We start from the raw sequence: 15,594 nt of genomic DNA, 5'->3' as shown, positions 1-15,594 counted from the left end.
TCCGCGGGATGGGGGACCGCGCGGTGGGCCCGCTCGTCACCCGTCTCCTCGTGGCCCTCGCCGCCGCCGCACTGGTGACGGCCTGCAGCCTCGTCGAGGCGCTGACCTACCGTGCGGCCCCGCTCGGGACCGTGCTGCTGCCGATGGTGGTCCTGATCGTCGGGGCGGGCGTCGCGCCGTTCGTGCCCGCCCTCGGTGTGCTCGCCGCCGTGGTGAGCTTCCCGGTCCAGGTCTTCGGAGTCCCCGACTCCCCGGGCGTCGGCGGCACCGCGCTCGTCACGATGATGGTGCTGATCGCGTACGGGGCCCTGCGCCTGCCGCCGCGGTGGAGCGCCCTGGGGGCGGCGCTGGCGGCGCTCGGTGCCGCGGCGTCGATCGTCGTCGACGGCGAATCGGTCTTCGAGTTCGTGTTCTTCGCCGCGACGATGGGCGGAGCGTGGACGCTGGGCTGGCTGCTGCGCCGGGAACGGCGGCGCGGACGCGAGCTGCGTGAGCTCGCCGCCGCCCTGGCCGCCGAGCGCGAGCGCTCGGGGCGCCTCGCGGTCGTCGAGGAGCGTGCCCGCATCTCCCGCGAGCTCCACGACGCCGTGGCCCACACGGTGAGCGTGATGACCTTGCAGGTCGGAGTCGTGCGTCGCCGGCTCGACGACACGCCCGAGGGGGACGTGCTGCGCACCGTGGAGGAGCTGGGACGGCGGTCGGTCGATGAGCTCCGGCGCGTGGTCGGGGCGCTGCGCGAGCGTCCCGACGATTGTCCTGACGCTGACGCCCTCGGCCCGGCGCCGTCGCTCGCCCGTCTCGACGGGCTCGTGGAGGAGCTGGGCGGCGTGGGGCTGCGGGTCCGGGTGCACCAGGAGGGCGAGCCGGTCGCGCTCGCCCCCGCGATGGACACCTCGGCCTACCGCATCGTCGCCGAGGCCCTGACCAACGTCCTGCGGCACGCCGCTGTCGACGAGGCCGAGGTCGTGGTCGCGTACCGCCCCGGCCTCGTCGCGCTCACCGTCCTCGACCGGGGGCGGGGGACCGGTCACGACGACGCGGAACCCGACGGCGCGGGTGGGCACGGCCTGCTCCACCTCCACGAGCGCGCCACGCTCTTCGGCGGCACCCTCGACGCCGGCCCGCGGGAGGGCGGCGGGTTCCGCGTGCACGCGGAGCTGCCCCTCGGCGCGGCCCCGGTCGCCGTGGCGGGAGGGGTGACGGGAGCGGTGACGGGAGCGTGAGCGCGATCCGCGTCGTCCTGGCCGACGACGAGCTGCTGGTCCGCGCCGGGCTGCGGATGCTCCTCGAGGGCGAGCCGGACCTCGTCGTCGTGGGCGAGGCGGGCGACGGGCGCGCGGCCGTGCGGGTCGCGCTCGAGGCGCACGCCGACGTCGTGCTCATGGACGTGCGGATGCCGGGTCTCGACGGGATCGGTGCCGCGCGCGAGCTCGCCGAGTCGGGCTCGCCCGCGCGGGTGCTCGTCCTCACGACCCTCGACGAGGACGAGACGCTCGAGGCCGCCCTGAGGGCCGGAGTGGCGGGTTTCCTGCTCAAGACCGCGCCGCCCGAGCAGATGCTCGACGCCGTGCGCCGCGTCGCCGCAGGCCAGGGGGCGCTCGACCCCTCGGTGGTGCCGCGGGTGGTCGCCGCCGTGGCCCGGGCACGTCCGCGACCGGCGCCGCCCCGGGAGCTCGCCACCCTGACCGCTCGCGAGACCGAGGTGCTCGCGTCCGTGGCCCGGGGGCTGTCGAACGCCGAGGTCGCCGCACGGCTGCACCTGGGCGAGACGACCGTGAAGACGCACCTCGGCCGGGTGCTCGACAAGCTCGGCCTGCCGGACCGTCCGCGGCTCATCGCGTGGGCGTGGGAGCACGGAGTGGTAGCAGCCGAGCACGGATCGTGATAGTCCTACAAAGCAACTTCGCAGGTCGGTAGACGTATCCGGTGATAGGGTGGCCATATGGCTGCACGGCGGGACTACTTCGACGGCTGCGGCGCCGCCCACGCGCTCGACCTGGTCGGGGAGCGGTGGGCGTTGCTGGTGGTGCGCGAGCTGATGCTCGGGCCCAAGCGTTTCACCGACCTGCGCGTCGGCCTCCCGCACGCCAGCCCCAACGTCCTCTCGCAGCGCCTGCGCGAGCTCGAGGACGCCCGGGTGCTCCGCCGCCGGCGGCTGCCCCCGCCCGCCGCGTCCGCGGTCTACGAGCTCACCGAGTGGGGTCAGGAGCTCGAGCCGGTGCTGCAGTCGCTGGGCCGGTGGGCCGCGCGCTCGCTCCCGGAGTCCGACAGCATCAAGGTCGACTCGTTCGTCCTCTCGCTGCGCACCATGTTCGTCCCCGACCAGGCCGGGGACGACGTCGTGACGATGCAGCTCGTGCTCGACGAGCAGCCGTTCCGGGTGCACCTCGGGCGGGGCGCCCTCGAGATCGAGCGCGGCGAGCTGCCCGACGCCGACGTCGCCGTGCGCTGCTCACCCATCACGCTGGCCGGCATCGTCTACGGCGGCCGCCCGCTCCAGGACGCGCAGGACGACGGCTCGCTCTCCTCCACCGGCGACGCGTCCGTGATCGCGCGCCTCGTCGGCGCCGTCCGGATGCCCGAGCCCCTGCCCGCCGAGTCGCAGCCCGCCTGACCCGCGACCCGGTTCAGGGCCGCTGCGGCCACCGCGGCACGAGATCGGTGTGGTCGCGGGTGCGCCGCAGCGGGAACTCCGGCGCACGCTTCTCGAGGAACGCCGTGACGCCCTCGGCGGCGTCGCCGTCGCGCCCGAGTTCGACGATCGCCCGCGAGTCCAGGGCGTGCGCCTCCCAGGGCGACGACGCGGAGAGCATCGACCACATCATCTGCCGCGTGACCGCCACGGACACCGCCGAGGTGTTCTCGGCGACCTCGCGCGCCAGGGCGTAGGCGGTGTCGAGGAGGTCCTCGTCGGGCACGACCTTCGAGACGAGGCGGCCCTCGTGGGCCTCGCGGGCGCCGAACACCCGTCCGGTCATCGCCCACTCCATGGCCTGCGAGATGCCGACGACGCGTGGGAGGAACCAGCTCGACGCGGCCTCGGGCACGATGCCCCGGCGCGCGAAGACGAACCCGAAGCGGGCCGACGCCCCGGCGATACGGACGTCCATGGGCAGCGTCATCGTCGCCCCGACCCCGACCGCGGGCCCGTTGATCGCCGCGATCACGGGCACGGTGAGGGCGGCGAAGCGCAGGGCCACCACGCCGCCCCGGTCGCGGCCCACGCCGTTGACCTCGCCGTAGCGCTCGGCCTTCTCGCGGCCCCGGGCGTCGAACGTGCTGCCGCCCCCGCCGAGGTCCGCCCCTGCGCAGAAGGCGCGACCCCGTCCGGTGATCACCAGGGCGCGCACGGCGTCGTCGGCGTCGATCGCGTCGCAGGCGCTCACCAGCTCGTCGCACATCCGGCCGGTGAACGCGTTCATGCGCGCCTCCCGGTCGAGCACGATCGTCGCGACCCCGTCGGCGACCGAATAGTCGATCTCGGTGAACTCCACGCCTCGCACCCTCTCGGAGGTCGCGGTAACGGTCAACCGTGACCGGAACTGAGGCTCTCGGTCGTGGAGCTGTGGAGCGAGGGTGACCCTCGCTGCCTCCCACGCACTCAAGGTGACCCTCGCTCCCACCATCGGCGCACCCCTCGCTCGATGCGCCGGACGAGCGATCACAACCCGGCGAGCGGGTCCCGCGTGTCGCAGAGCGTGGACAGGCCACGGACGGGGTACCACAGTCGGAAGGCCGGGTCGACGCAGCGGTCACCCGATCCCCGCAGCGGCGCCGTCGACGCCCCGAGGAGGACCCGTGACGACCGTGATGCCCGACAGCCCGACGGCCCCGACGCCCCACGACCCCGGCGAGATCGTGGTCGCCGTGCCCGCTGGCCCCCGCGCCGCCGCGGTGCTGAGCTGCCGTCTCCACGGCGTCATCGCGGGCGCCGGCCCCGGGGCGTCGCTGACCCTCGTGGTCGAGGCCGGCGCCCGGGCGGACGACCCGGACGTCGCCCGCGTGATCACCTGTGCCCGCGAGTGCGCCGAGAGCAGGGGCCTCGTCCTCGTCGTGCGGTAGCCACACGTGCTTTCCTGGACGTATGGCGTTCGTCCACGGTCACGCGCGGGAGTCGGGGTGGGTGGTCAGCCACTACCGACGGCCCCAGCGCGCCGGGGACGACCAGCTCCCGCTGCCCGGTCAGCGGGAGCCTGCCGAGGCTCAGGTCTGCGAGACCACCGACTCCGTCCCGGACGACGAGGACGACGAGGACGACCCCGACCCCAGCGTGCGCGCCATCCCGCGCCGCACCGCGTCGACGAGGTAGGGCCGCAGGCGCTCGGGCTCGACGATCCGGTGCACCGAGCCCATCTCCTGGGCGCGGGCCACGGAGTGCTTGGTGTCGAACTCGTCGGCCACCTCGCCGAGCTTCTCCGAGCGCACGACCGGGCGGATCGCGTTCAGCTCCGTGCGCAGTTCGGCGACGTCCTCGCCGCGCTCGAGCCGCTCGCTGATCCGGGCCTCGAGCTCGGCGACCCGCGGGTCGGCGGCGACGCGCTTGGCCACGTCCCCCGCGAAGACCACTGCGGCCGCCGGGGCACCGCCGATCACCGAGGCGTACGAGCCCTCGACCGCGGCCACCTCCATCTGGTCGTTGAGCGTCCCGGAGAACACGACGAAGGCGCCGCCGTGGTAGCGCGAGACGACGCAGAACACGATCGGGCCGTCGAAGTTGACCACCGCCCGGCCGATCTCCGCGCCGTACTCCAGCTGCAGGCCGCGCAGTGACTCCGGCGAGCCGTCGAAGCCCGAGAGGTTGGCCAGCACGACCACCGGACGGTTGCCGCTGGCGGCGTTGATCGCCCGCGCTGTCTTCTTCGACGAGCGGGGGAACAGCGTGCCCGCCGTCCACTGGCCCGGCCCGTCGACCGGCGGCGGACCCCGGCGGGGGATCGGCTTGGACTCGATGCCGATGAGCTCCACCGGGTTGCCGCCGAGGTGGGCGTCGAGCACGACGACGGACTCCGCGGCGTGCATGTCGGCCCAGCGCTCGAGCGTGGCGTGGTCGGTGTCCGCCACGCCCTTCATGAGCGAGCGGATGTCGAAGGGCTTCTTCCGCTCGGCGTTGCTCGCGGGGTCGAAGATCTCCCCGAGCGTCGAGAACCCTTCGCCGTGGTGGGCCGAGCCGCGGACGTCGCGGTCGACCGGGTCCTGGCTCTCGGCCACGCGCGGGAACCGCTCGCCGGGCACGACGTAGGTGTGCGCGTAGTGCTGCAGCAGCACCTCCACCGCGCCGGAGAGATCCGGCGCCCAGTACTGGGCCTGACCGTTCGGGCCCATGATCCGGTCGTAGCCGCCGATGCCGTAGTTGTCCTCGGCCGAGACGCCGCCGGAGTAGTCCAGCGACTGCTTGCCGGTGAGCACCATCGCGGAGTCCGGCGTCATGACGAGGATGCCGCGGGTATGCATGAGCATCGTCGCCTCGGCGTTCCAGTACGGCTGGGCGCCGACGTTGATGCCCGTGACGACGACGTTGATCTCGCCGCCGTCCTGGGTGAACGTGATGATCGCCCGGAGCACCCGGGAGATCCAGTCCATGTTCTCGGTACCCGAGTCCATCGCGATCTTGGCGCCGGCCGAGACGGCATACCACTCGACGGGCACGCCGTGCTCGCGGGCGAGATCGATCGCGGCGAGGACGCGCCGGCACTCCGGCTCGGCGATGGCCCCGAGCGCGCGCGTCGGGTCGCCCAGCAGCAGCACGCGGGTCAGGCCCTCGGGCTGACGACGGGTCGGCGTGGTGACCATGCCGAGCACGATGTTGGCGGTGTTCGCCCCGTAGGGGCGGTCGACGGGCACCGGGCGCAGGGTCTCGGGGTCGATGTCGTACTCGGTGAAGGTGCCGGGCGGCCCGTCGGGGTCGGGGTTGCGGGTGACCAGCGGGACGAGCTCGTAGGGGTAGAGCGCGCCGCGCCGCTCGGCCTTGATGACCTTCTGCGTGTAGGCGTCGAGCTCGCCCATCGGGTGCGACGGCGGCTCGGTCACCCGCAGCGTCAGCCCGGCGCCCGGCGGCCGGGTCATCCGCAGCACGTAGTCGCGCGTCGGCGCCGAGGGGTCGTCCGGGGCGCCGTCGCGGGACCGGAACCGCACCATGACCTGCTCGATCCCGAGTGCATCGGTGCGTGGCGCGAGCGTGCGCACGATGCCGTCGAGCTCGGTGAGGGGGACCTCGACGACGGGCCAGACGTAGAGCAGGACGCGGTTCCAGCGCAGGCCGGCGAGGTCGGAGTCGGCGGCGCGGACCGAGCGCAGGCTGTCGAGCGCCGCGTCGAGCACGGCCTCGACCTGCGGCAGGGCCCGCACGTTCCCGTCGTCGTCGCGCAGCACCGTGAGGTCGCGGACGTCGCCGGTGACGATCAGCCGCCGGTCCTCGGGCACGTTGCGGCCCTGCGCGTGGAACAGGTGGACGTCGGTGGCCGACGGCAGGCGCGTGAGGGCGAAGTCGCGCAGCCGCCACAGCCCGAGCCGCTCGGCGACCATGGGGTGCAGGCCGCGCAGGGTCCGGTCCTCGACGGGTGAGAGCTGGCCGTCCCCGGAGGTCGCGTCGTCGGTATCGGGGCGGAACGTGAACCAGCTCGTCCCGCCGTCACCCTGCCCGTCGGTGCCTCGCACCCCCACGGTCACCCGGGCGACCGACGGCGGGACCGTCGCGATCTTGTCCTGGATGCGGGCGGCGCGGTCGTCGGGGCCGTCGCTGGCCTCCGGCCCGCGCGGGGAGGCGACGTAGAGGTCGATGAGCACCCGGTCGCCGGCCGGCAGGGCCTCGACGAGCTGGTGCAGGTCGGTCGACACCGTCGCCGGGGCGGTGGCGCCCTCGGGCTCGTCGACGGTCGCGACGGTGGCGACGACGACGTAGGAGTGCCCCTCGTGGGTGTAGCGCGCCGTCAGCACCGGACGGCCGTCGTGCTCGACGACGCGGACGTCGCCCAGGTCGCGGATCAGCCCGTAGTACCGCCGGGTCATCACCTCGAGCATCACGGCGTGGTGGCGCTCGGCGAACACCCCGAGGATCGGCTCCCCGGAGGCGACGATGTCGTCGATCTGGGTGGCGCGCTCGTCGGGGTCCTCGGACAGTTCGTCGAGCTCGCTGCGCACCCGGGCCTGGACGCGGGCACGCTCGGACTCGATCAGCGGCGCGTCGAAGCAGCGGAAGCGCACCTGACGCGCGAGGTCGCCGATCTGCGGGTGCCGCACCTGGGTCGCGGCCACCAGATGGTCGAGCACCGTCCGGTAGGCCTCGCCCTCCCGGGCCGCCGACTCCGGGTGCTTCAGGCGGGCGCCCAGGAGCGCGGCGACCACCGGCTGGAGGGCGCCGGCGCGGCGGTGCGCCAGGAACATGCGGTACAGCGCCGGGCCGAGCAGCTCCGGGGCGCTGTCGAGGTCGGTGACGCCGTAGTGGGCGAGCGCGCGCCGCAGCTTGAGGCGGAACGACTCGGGCAGCACCTCGGCGTCCGGGTCGCGGGAGCGCAGGTAGGCGTAGAGGTACTCCTGCGGGTTGCGGGTGGACTCCTCGTCGACGGCGGTGTCGTCGACCTCGCCGCCGCCCTCCAGGCGGCGGTTGCGCGAGAGGGCCGAGAGGTCGGCGACGGTGCGCAGGATGTCGATCTCGTCGTGCAGCACGTCCGGGTCGTCCGCGGGGAGCTCGTCGCGGGCGCGGTCGAGGGCGGCGAGCAGCGGGCGGGCCTCGCGCTCGTCCACGTCGTACCCGAGGACGAGGGAGTGGAGGGCGTCGAGCGCGTCGTGGGCCCGCGCCCGGGCGTCGGCCCGGTCGGCGTCCGCGACGGGCGGGGCGAGCGCGGCGAGGCTCACGCGGTCCGCGCCGGAGCCGCCGCCGGTGTCGTCGGCGTCGGGCTCGAGCCGGACGAGCCGGGTGCCGCCCTCGACCTGTGTGTTGGCATCGACGATGACCTCGGCGACCCGGCCGGAGACCGGAGCCCGCAGCGCGGTCTCGAGCTTCATGCTCTCGACGACGGCGACGGTGTCGCCCTCCGCGACCGCGTCGCCCGGCGACACCGGGATGGACACGACCATGGCCGGTGCGGGCGCTCGGACGAGCCCGGCCTCGCCACCGGCGATGCGGTGGACGGCGCCGTCGACCTCGACGAGGTAGTCCGAGCCCTGGGTGACCGAGAGGACCCCGAAGGTCTGGCCGCCGACGGTGAGCCGGCGCTCGAAGCGCCCGGAGCGCTCGACGACCACGTCCACCCCCTCGGCGCCGTCGCCGTCGAGCACCACGCGGTAGTGCGACGGGCGCGAGCGGGCGACGCGCAGCCGGTAGGACTCGCCGACGACGCGCACGTCGACCTGGTGCCACACCTCGTGGCCGACCTCGGGACGCCCGCGTTCGGCGGAGAGGAACAGCCGGCCCTGCTGGCGGAACTCGTGGGCGCCGTGCGCCTCGACCGCGGCGGCCAGCAGCGCGATGTCGACGCGACGCGGCGGCGTGTAGCCCTCGGCCATCATCGTGTCGAGCCACGTGGTGTCCGCGGTGCCGTGCAGGACCTCCGGGCGCGAGAGCAGGTCGAGCAGGAACGCCTTGTTCGTGGTGCCGCCCTCGACGACCACGGCGGTCTGGCGGATCGCGCGCGCCAGCCGGGCCCGGGCCTCGTCGCGGGTGCGCCCCCACGAGATGACCTTCGCGATCATGGAGTCGTACTGCGGCGGGATGACGTCACCGGTGGCCACGCCCGTGTCGACGCGGATGCCGGGGCCGGCGGGCAGTACGAGGTGGCGGATGGCGCCCGGCGCCGGGGCGAACCCGTGCTCCGGGTCCTCGGCGGTGAGGCGGGCCTCGATGGCGTGGCCCGACGCGGGCGGGGTGACGGGGTCGACGTCCCCGAGCACGTCGCCCAGCGCGCCGCCCATCGCCACGTGCAGCTGGAGCTTGACGATGTCGACGCCGGTGACGGCCTCGGTGACGGGGTGCTCCACCTGCAGCCGGGTGTTGACCTCCATGAACGACAGGACGTCCTGCGCGGGGTCGTAGAGGAACTCCACGGTGCCCGCGTTGACGTAGCCTGCGGCGCGCGCGAGGTCGGCGGCGCTCCGGCGCAGCAGCCGGTCCTGGTCCGCGTCGAGCGCGGTGGAGGCGGACTCCTCGAGGACCTTCTGGTTGCGCCGCTGCACGCTGCAGTCGCGGACCCCGAGCGTGACGACGCCGCCGTGGGCGTCGGCGACGACCTGGACCTCGACGTGGCGACCGCCGCTCACCGCGCCCTCGAGGAAGACGGTGCCGTCCCCGGCGGTGCGCTCGCCCTCGGCGGAGGCGCGCGCGAAGGAGTCCGCGAGGTCCTCGGCACGCGCCACGAAGCGGATCCCACGCCCGCCACCGCCGGCGGTGGCCTTGACCATGAGCGGGAAGCCGATCTTCTCGGCGGCCTCCTTCGCCGCCTCGGCGTCGGCCACGGGCCCGCCGCTCCACGGCGCCATCGGCACGCCCACGCTCTCGGCGATCCGCTTCGACTCGATCTTGTCGCCGAGCCGCTGCATGGTCTCGGAGCCCGGGCCCACGAACGTGATCCCGAGGCGCTCGCACAGGGCGGCGAACTCGGCACGCTCGGAGACGAAGCCCCAGCCGGGCCAGACGGCGTCGGCCCGGCGGGCGACGAGCACGCGCTCGAGCTCGGCGAGGTCGAGGTAGGGCACGGGGCCCATGTCGTCGGGGTCGTCGGGCCCGATGAGCACGGCCTCGTCGGCCTCCCGCACCGCCATCGCGTGGCGGTCCACGGCGGTGTGGACGGCGATCGTCCGGATCGGGGGCAGCTCGCCGTCGTGCTCGGCGTTCCACTCCCGGACCGCGTTGATCAGTCGCATCGCGGGCTCGCCACGATTGACGATGGCGAGGCGTTGGAACGGACGAGGTGGCGCGCTCACGGTCCGGACCCTAACCGCGACCGGGGTGGTGTGCGGCCCTCGCGACGGCCTCTAGGCCGGCAGACGGAAACTCAACAGGCCCGGCACGTGGCCGACGTACACCGTGTCGGCCGACCGCCCTGCGTCCGTCCGGGCGATCTCGGTCTGGCGGCCCAGGAGATCCGTCACCGAGGTACCGCCGTCACGGCCCGCCTCGTGGGCGCCCCGAGCGCTCGTGACGGCCCTCGAGAGGGCGCTCGGACCGGTGTCGGTCCCGCGGCGGGTGACCTCGGCGAAGATCGGGGTGTCCATCGCGGGCGACGATAGTGGCGCGTCGGGTCGGGCGGTCCCGGCTCGCCCACGATCGGGCGGGTGCGTTCACCCGGGTGAGTCGTCCCGCACATCTCATCCCCGCGGGGTGGGGACCGATGCGGCGGGACTGTCTACGAAGACGGCATGTGCCTGTTCATCATCCTGCTGCTCATCGGGCCGCGAGCGGTCATCCTCGTGTGGGCATTGGTCTCGCCGCTGCAGTGGAGTGCCGTCTTCGGAACGTTCCTGGTCCCGGTCCTGGGGTTCCTCTTCCTGCCCTGGACGACGCTGACCTACTTCCTCGTGGCGCCCGGTGGTGTCGTCGGCCTCGACTTCCTGTTCCTGGCGCTGGCGCTGCTGGTCGACCTCTCGAGCTACGCGGGCGGCGGTGCCTACCGACGGCGCCGAGCCATGGCATGAGCGGCGCGGGCGGGCGTGCACCCACGTCATCCCGGCCGGGTGATGCCACGGCCCCGGCGGTCGCGCCACGCTCCGGTGGCCCCCATCGTCACGGCCGCCCGGAGGACGTCCCATGGTCCAGCAACATTCCGGCGCCACCGCGGGCGGTGCCGGGGGAGCTCGGGGAGGAGGAGCCCGGCTCGGCGCCGGGGCGATCGCCTCGCTCGTCGGGGTGGGTCTGCTCGTCATCTTCATGATCCAGAACACCGAACGCATCACGCTGACGTTCCTGTTCTGGAGCTTCACCTGGCCGCTCTGGCTGTTCACCGTGGTGACGGCGCTCGTCGGGGCGCTGATCTGGTTCGGCGTCGGTGTGATGCGCCGTCACCGGCGCCGCGCGGACCGCCGGGCCGAACGGCGGGACTGAGGTGGACGGGTACCGGTACGAGCTGAGGGTGGCGGGCCGGCTCTCGGAGCGGGCGCGCGACGCGTTCCCCGACACGACGATCGACGTCGTCCCGGCCGAGACCGTGATCTCCACGGACGTGGTCGACGAGTCCGGCCTCCACGGGCTCCTCGCGCTCTGCCGGTCCCTGGGGCTCGAGGTGACGTCGTTCCACCGCGTGGTGCCCTAGGACCCCGTCAGCCGTCCTCGCCGCGCCGTGGTGGTCTTTCGTTGCCGAAGTTGGACACGAGTCGCGCGACGAGGGTCACGAGGAAGATCTGGCCGAGCAGGGCCTCGAGCACGGCGACGGCACGTCCGGCGTTGCGGGCGGCGGTGAAGTCGCCGTACCCGAGGGTGGTCAGGGTCGTGAAGCTGAAGTACTGCACCGTGGCGGTGTCGGGGACCTGGCCGTTCGCGAAGAACGGCGCCGTCCCGAGCCGTGACATGCCGGTGTAGATCTCGGCGAACATCAGCCCGATGAGCAGGTAGGCGCTCAGCGCGCCCGCGATCGTCTGGAGCGTCACGACCCGGTGCCGCAGGATGTGCCGGACGACGAGCACGACGGTGATGCCGAGGATCAGGGCGAGCCACAGCGCGGCCACCCCGCGGAACCCGTTCCCGGGGTTCGAGAGCAGCACCGCGAGCGCCCCCGCCGAGCCGACCGTCGCCCCGACCCGCAGCCCCCACACGAGGGGCCGGCCCAGGCGGGCCGCCCGGATGGCGAGGACCAGGGCGCCGAGGTAGAGCAGCACCGTCAGGAGGCTCACCCAGGTGTCGGTCGCCAGCGCGCCCACCAGGTACCCGGCCACGAGCAGGGCCAGGACGAGCCCGTAGCGGCCTCCGTCGGCCGCGGCGGACTCCGCGGCGTCCCCGGTCACCCGATCCCGCCGACGAGCACCAGGAACCCCACCCCCACGCACGAGGGGCACCCTCTCACCCGGTGGCCAGGTCGACGACCCCGACGACCACGAGGTAGGCGCCGACGAGGACGAACACCGTGACGATGAGGTGCTTCTTGTGGGCCTGGACCCAGGAGGTCAGGCGCGCCGCGCTGTCACGTGTGGTCTCGGGGTGCCAGGTCCAGGACGCCAGGGCGGCCAGCGGCACCGCGTACCAGAGCAGGTTGTACGCACCGACCTGGAGCAGACCGCTGACGAGGCCGGGCCGGTCGGCCACGATCGCGGCGAGTGCGCCCAGGTAGAAGACGCCCGGCAGGTGGGTGGCCAGCCCCGCCACCGCGGCGTTCGTGACGGTCGGCTGGGCGAGGCGCCGCCGCAACGCACCCGGCGGGCGGGCCGGGCGCTCCCTCGCCGGACGGTCGGGCGGATCCCGGAACGCGTAGTACAGCGCCATCCCCACCGACCCGGCCCCGAGCACGAGGTAGGCGACGGAGCGGCCCGTGCTGGTCACCGTCGGGGGCGGGGGACTGACGTGGACGATCGTCACCGCGGCGACGCCGACCGACAGGCTGAGCGCGAGGCCCGCGAGGATGTAGGCCAGCAGCAGGGGCGTCGGGGACCGGGCCGCGAGGAACGCGTACACCGCGGCGACGGACGTCGGACGGACCACGCTCGCCAGGCCCAGCACGATGACGTCGACGCTCACCGGGCGCACGCTCGCACCACCCGCGTCCGCCGGCATCACCCCGGGAGGAGGGGGGTGGTGCCCGGGAGGGCCACCGAGAGAGACCGTCCCGACACCGTCCGGAATCAATTCTCGGGGTTCGCGGCCATTTCCTGCGCCGGACAGCGGCGCCCGATGATCCGAGAAGGCTCCTTGAATGGTGCACGACATTCTGGCGCGCCGAGTCACCCCGCGAGAATGATACTGTCGTGTGCAGGATGAGAGGCTTCCGAGGTCGGGGGTGACGATGCCCGCCGACGTTTCCGCCACGCACCCCGACGTGAAGTACTCCGTTCCCGTGGCCTTGCACGTCGTCGACCGCCCGCGTCTGTACGACCTCCTCGATCTCGGCGCGGAATCACCCGTCACCCTCGTGTCCGCCTCCGCGGGGTGGGGCAAGACGGTGCTCCTCGCCTCCTGGCTCGGCGCGCGGGCGGTCGAGCGTCCCGCCTGGCTGACGGTGGGCCCCGCCGACGACACCCCCGACACCTTCTGGCGGGCCGTCGCGACGTCCCTGGCGGCGGTCGTGGGCGCACCGGCGGACGCCCTCCTGCGCCGCGTCGCCGACGACCGGTCCGGCACGGACCTCGCCGACCGTGTGGCCGACGCCGTGCGCCACGTCGTGGGACCGGCCGTCCTCGTGCTCGACGAGGTCCACCAGATCACCTCGCCCGAGGTGTGGACCGGGCTGCATCGGTGGATCACGGCACCCCCTGAGGGGGTGCGCCTGGTGGTGCTCACCCGCCGCGACCCGCCGTGGCCGCTGCACCGGTTGCGGCTCGCCGGGCTGCTCGCCGAGGTACGCGCCTCCGACCTGGCCTTCGTGCCGCCCGAGGCCCGGGAGCTGTTCGCCCTCGTCGGCGTGGAGCTCACCACCGACCAGCTCGAGCTCCTGGTCCGGCGGACCGACGGCTGGGCCGCCGGTCTGCGGCTGGCCGCGCTGCCGCTCCGGGCCCCCGGCGCGGACGTCGCGAGCTTCCTCGCGTCGTTCTCCGGTGACGACCGCACGGTGACGGCCTACCTGCAGAGCGAGGTCCTCGAACCGCAGTCGGAGCGCGTCCTGCGGTTCCTCGAGAAGATCTGCATCCTCGACCTGGTCTGCGCCGAGCTCGCCGACGCGGTGACCGGCGACGACGACGGCGCCGCGATGCTGGCCGAGCTGTCGGCGTCGAACCTGTTCGTGCAGGCCGTGGGGGAGGGCGGACGGTGGTTCCGCCTCCCGGGGTTCGTGACCGACGTCCTGCGCAGCCGGATGGTCGAGCCACGAGCCCGCCGTGACCTGTACCGACGGGCCGCGGAGTGGTACCGGCGTCGGTCCCTGCCCGAGGCGGCGATCCGCCTCGCCCTCGCCGGCGGTCTGCTCCCGCTCGCCGCCGAGCTCGTCGGCGTCCACGACGTCGGGCTCGTGCTCCGGGGCCGGGGCCGGGAGCTGGACACGATGCTCGCCGCCGTGCCCCGCGACGCGTTGCTCGCCCACCCCGAGCTCGCGGCCGGGCTCGCGGGCGCCCGGATGGTGTACGGGCGCGACGAGGAGCTCGCGGACCTGATCGGCGCGGCCGAGGCGCGGCTCGAGGCGCTCCCGGCGCCCCGCGCGCGCCGGGTCCGCCTGGTGCTGGACCTGATCGCCCTCGCCGACGCGCGCCTGCGCGGCGACCTCGACGGGCTCGCGGCGGCGTGTCGGCGCATCCCCCTCGATCCCGGCGAGCTCGCGGAGCTGGGTCTGGCGGGCTGGGACCTCGTCCGCGTTCTCACGCTCAGCAACCAGGGCACCGCGGAGCTGTGGCTGGGCGAGCTCGATGCCGCGGAGGTCCACCTGCGCGCCGCGACCGAGGCGGAGCCCGCGGTCGGGCTCGTGCTGCCACGGGTGAACGCCCTGGCGCAGCTGGCCCTGTTGGAGTGCGCACGGGGACATCTGACGCTCGCGCGGACCGAGGCCCGCGCGGTCGTGGCCCGGGCGACGGCGACCGGATCGGCGCCGACCATCCAGGTGGTCTCGGCCTACCTGGCCCTGGCCTGGGCGCACCTCGACAGCGGGGAGCTCTCCGAGGTCGACCCGTGGCTGCGGAAGGCCGAGGAGGTCGCGGCCGCGGCGCCCGAACCGCACGTCGCGCTGACCATGGCCGTGCTGCGGGCCCACCGGCGCGCCGAGAACGACCCGGAGGCGGCCCTGCTCGGGCTGCAGACCAGGACGCGGGCCCTGGCCCCGTCCGTCGTGCCGGCGAGGCTCCTCGACCGCAGCCTGCTCGCGCAGGCCGAGCTCGCGGTGCAGCTCCACGATCCGGTCCGGGGGAGGTCCGCGCTGGCGGGACTCCAGGCGCACGACACCCCCGAGGCCGTCGTCGCGCTGGCCGGCATGCACCTGCTCGAGGGCGATCCCGACGGTGCCGAGCAGCTCCTCGCCGGCCTCGGCGGCGGGCCGTCGACGGTGCGGACGCAGGTCGCCACCGACCTCCTGTGGGCCCTCGCGGCCGCGGCCCGGGGCGACGACGAGGCGGCCCTGGGCTCGCTCGACCGCGCACTGCACACCGCGGCGCCGCACGAGCTGCGTCGGCCCCTCACGGCCCGCGCCGACGGTCTGCGCCGGCTGCTGAGCCGGCGGATCGAGCGCGGCACCGGCGCCGCCGCCTTCGCCGTGGAGCTGATGAGCCGCCTGAGCCGTCAGCTCGATCCCGCGCCGGATCCGGCACGTCGGACACCGACCCCCCTCACCCCGCGCGAAACCGTCATCCTGCGTTACCTCTCGAGCACGCTCGGGAACTCCGAAATCGCCGCAGAATTGAGTGTCTCCATCAACACGGTGAAGACACACCAGCAAACGGTCTACCGAAAGCTCGGCGTCGGCGGACGGCGCGAGGCCGTGCGTCGCGCGAGGGAGCTCCGGCTCCTCTGACCGGCCCGGTCATTCCGGGATCTCATTTCAT

The 15,594-nt window shown here is 74.2% G+C and carries 13 protein-coding genes; 8 read left to right on the top strand and 5 right to left on the bottom strand.

Translation table 11 applies throughout. The features are described from left to right. Positions 1-8 precede the first annotated feature (8 nt). The 3 genes from PH189_RS02170 to PH189_RS02160 are packed head-to-tail and all read left to right on the top strand — an operon-like array spanning position 9 to position 2,614. A complete protein-coding gene (locus PH189_RS02170; RefSeq protein WP_274187091.1) occupies positions 9-1,223 on the top strand; it encodes a sensor histidine kinase in 1,215 nt (404 codons plus the stop codon). Then, positions 1,220-1,885: a response regulator gene (locus tag PH189_RS02165; protein ID WP_274187090.1), complete on the top strand. Its 666-nt coding sequence runs from the start codon at positions 1,220-1,222 to the stop codon at positions 1,883-1,885. Before PH189_RS02170 ends, PH189_RS02165 begins: the two co-directional genes overlap by 4 nt. Positions 1,886-1,942: 57 nt before the next feature. Beyond that, a complete protein-coding gene (locus PH189_RS02160) occupies positions 1,943-2,614 on the top strand; it encodes a winged helix-turn-helix transcriptional regulator (RefSeq protein WP_274187089.1) in 672 nt (223 codons plus the stop codon). Positions 2,615-2,627: 13 nt separating this feature from the next. Here the strand turns inward: PH189_RS02160 and PH189_RS02155 are convergent, their stop codons facing one another. Continuing rightward, positions 2,628-3,494 carry an enoyl-CoA hydratase-related protein gene (locus tag PH189_RS02155; protein ID WP_274187088.1) on the bottom strand — a complete coding sequence of 289 codons (867 nt, stop codon included), beginning with the start codon at positions 3,492-3,494 and terminating at the stop codon, positions 2,628-2,630. 304 nt (positions 3,495-3,798) lie between these two features. On the opposite strand from PH189_RS02155, the gene PH189_RS02150 reads away from it, so the two are divergent. Then, on the top strand, positions 3,799-4,062 hold the full coding sequence (locus PH189_RS02150) for a hypothetical protein (protein WP_274187087.1): 264 nt from the start codon (positions 3,799-3,801) through the stop codon (positions 4,060-4,062). Positions 4,063-4,203: 141 nt separating this feature from the next. Here the strand turns inward: PH189_RS02150 and PH189_RS02145 are convergent, their stop codons facing one another. Together PH189_RS02145 and PH189_RS02140 are read right to left on the bottom strand one after the other, a co-directional pair. After that, complete coding sequence (locus PH189_RS02145; protein WP_274187086.1) at positions 4,204-9,915, bottom strand: ATP-binding protein; 5,712 nt, start codon at positions 9,913-9,915, stop codon at positions 4,204-4,206. Between the two features lie 51 nt (positions 9,916-9,966). Then, entirely contained in the window at positions 9,967-10,206 is a 240-nt protein-coding gene (locus tag PH189_RS02140) for a hypothetical protein (protein ID WP_274187085.1), read from the bottom strand. Positions 10,207-10,350: 144 nt separating this feature from the next. Here PH189_RS02140 and PH189_RS02135 point away from each other — a divergent pair, with 144 nt between their 5' ends. From PH189_RS02135 to PH189_RS02125, 3 genes are all read left to right on the top strand, one after another. Further along, positions 10,351-10,626 (top strand): hypothetical protein, encoded by a 276-nt coding sequence (locus tag PH189_RS02135; RefSeq protein ID WP_274187084.1) that lies wholly within the window; start codon positions 10,351-10,353, stop codon positions 10,624-10,626. A 112-nt stretch (positions 10,627-10,738) separates the two neighbouring features. Continuing rightward, positions 10,739-11,032, top strand: a complete 294-nt coding sequence (locus PH189_RS02130; protein WP_274187083.1) for a LapA family protein — start codon at positions 10,739-10,741, stop codon at positions 11,030-11,032. A gap of 1 nt (position 11,033) precedes the next feature. Then, positions 11,034-11,240 carry a hypothetical protein gene (locus PH189_RS02125; protein ID WP_274187082.1) on the top strand — a complete coding sequence of 69 codons (207 nt, stop codon included), beginning with the start codon at positions 11,034-11,036 and terminating at the stop codon, positions 11,238-11,240. Positions 11,241-11,247: 7 nt separating this feature from the next. On the opposite strand, the gene PH189_RS02120 is transcribed toward PH189_RS02125, so the two are convergent. Together PH189_RS02120 and PH189_RS02115 are read right to left on the bottom strand one after the other, a co-directional pair. Next, entirely contained in the window at positions 11,248-11,928 is a 681-nt protein-coding gene (locus tag PH189_RS02120; protein WP_274187081.1) for a potassium channel family protein, read from the bottom strand. 55 nt (positions 11,929-11,983) lie between these two features. Further along, complete coding sequence (locus tag PH189_RS02115; protein ID WP_274187080.1) at positions 11,984-12,655, bottom strand: GAP family protein; 672 nt, start codon at positions 12,653-12,655, stop codon at positions 11,984-11,986. A gap of 265 nt (positions 12,656-12,920) precedes the next feature. On the opposite strand from PH189_RS02115, the gene PH189_RS02110 reads away from it, so the two are divergent. Further along, a complete protein-coding gene (locus tag PH189_RS02110) occupies positions 12,921-15,563 on the top strand; it encodes a winged helix-turn-helix domain-containing protein (protein WP_274187079.1) in 2,643 nt (880 codons plus the stop codon). Positions 15,564-15,594: the final 31 nt, after the last annotated feature.

The sequence above is a fragment of the Actinomycetospora chibensis genome, from assembly GCF_028737215.1.
Lineage (GTDB): Bacteria > Actinomycetota > Actinomycetes > Mycobacteriales > Pseudonocardiaceae > Actinomycetospora > Actinomycetospora chibensis.
This window is presented reverse-complemented; position numbering and strand designations above follow the sequence as displayed.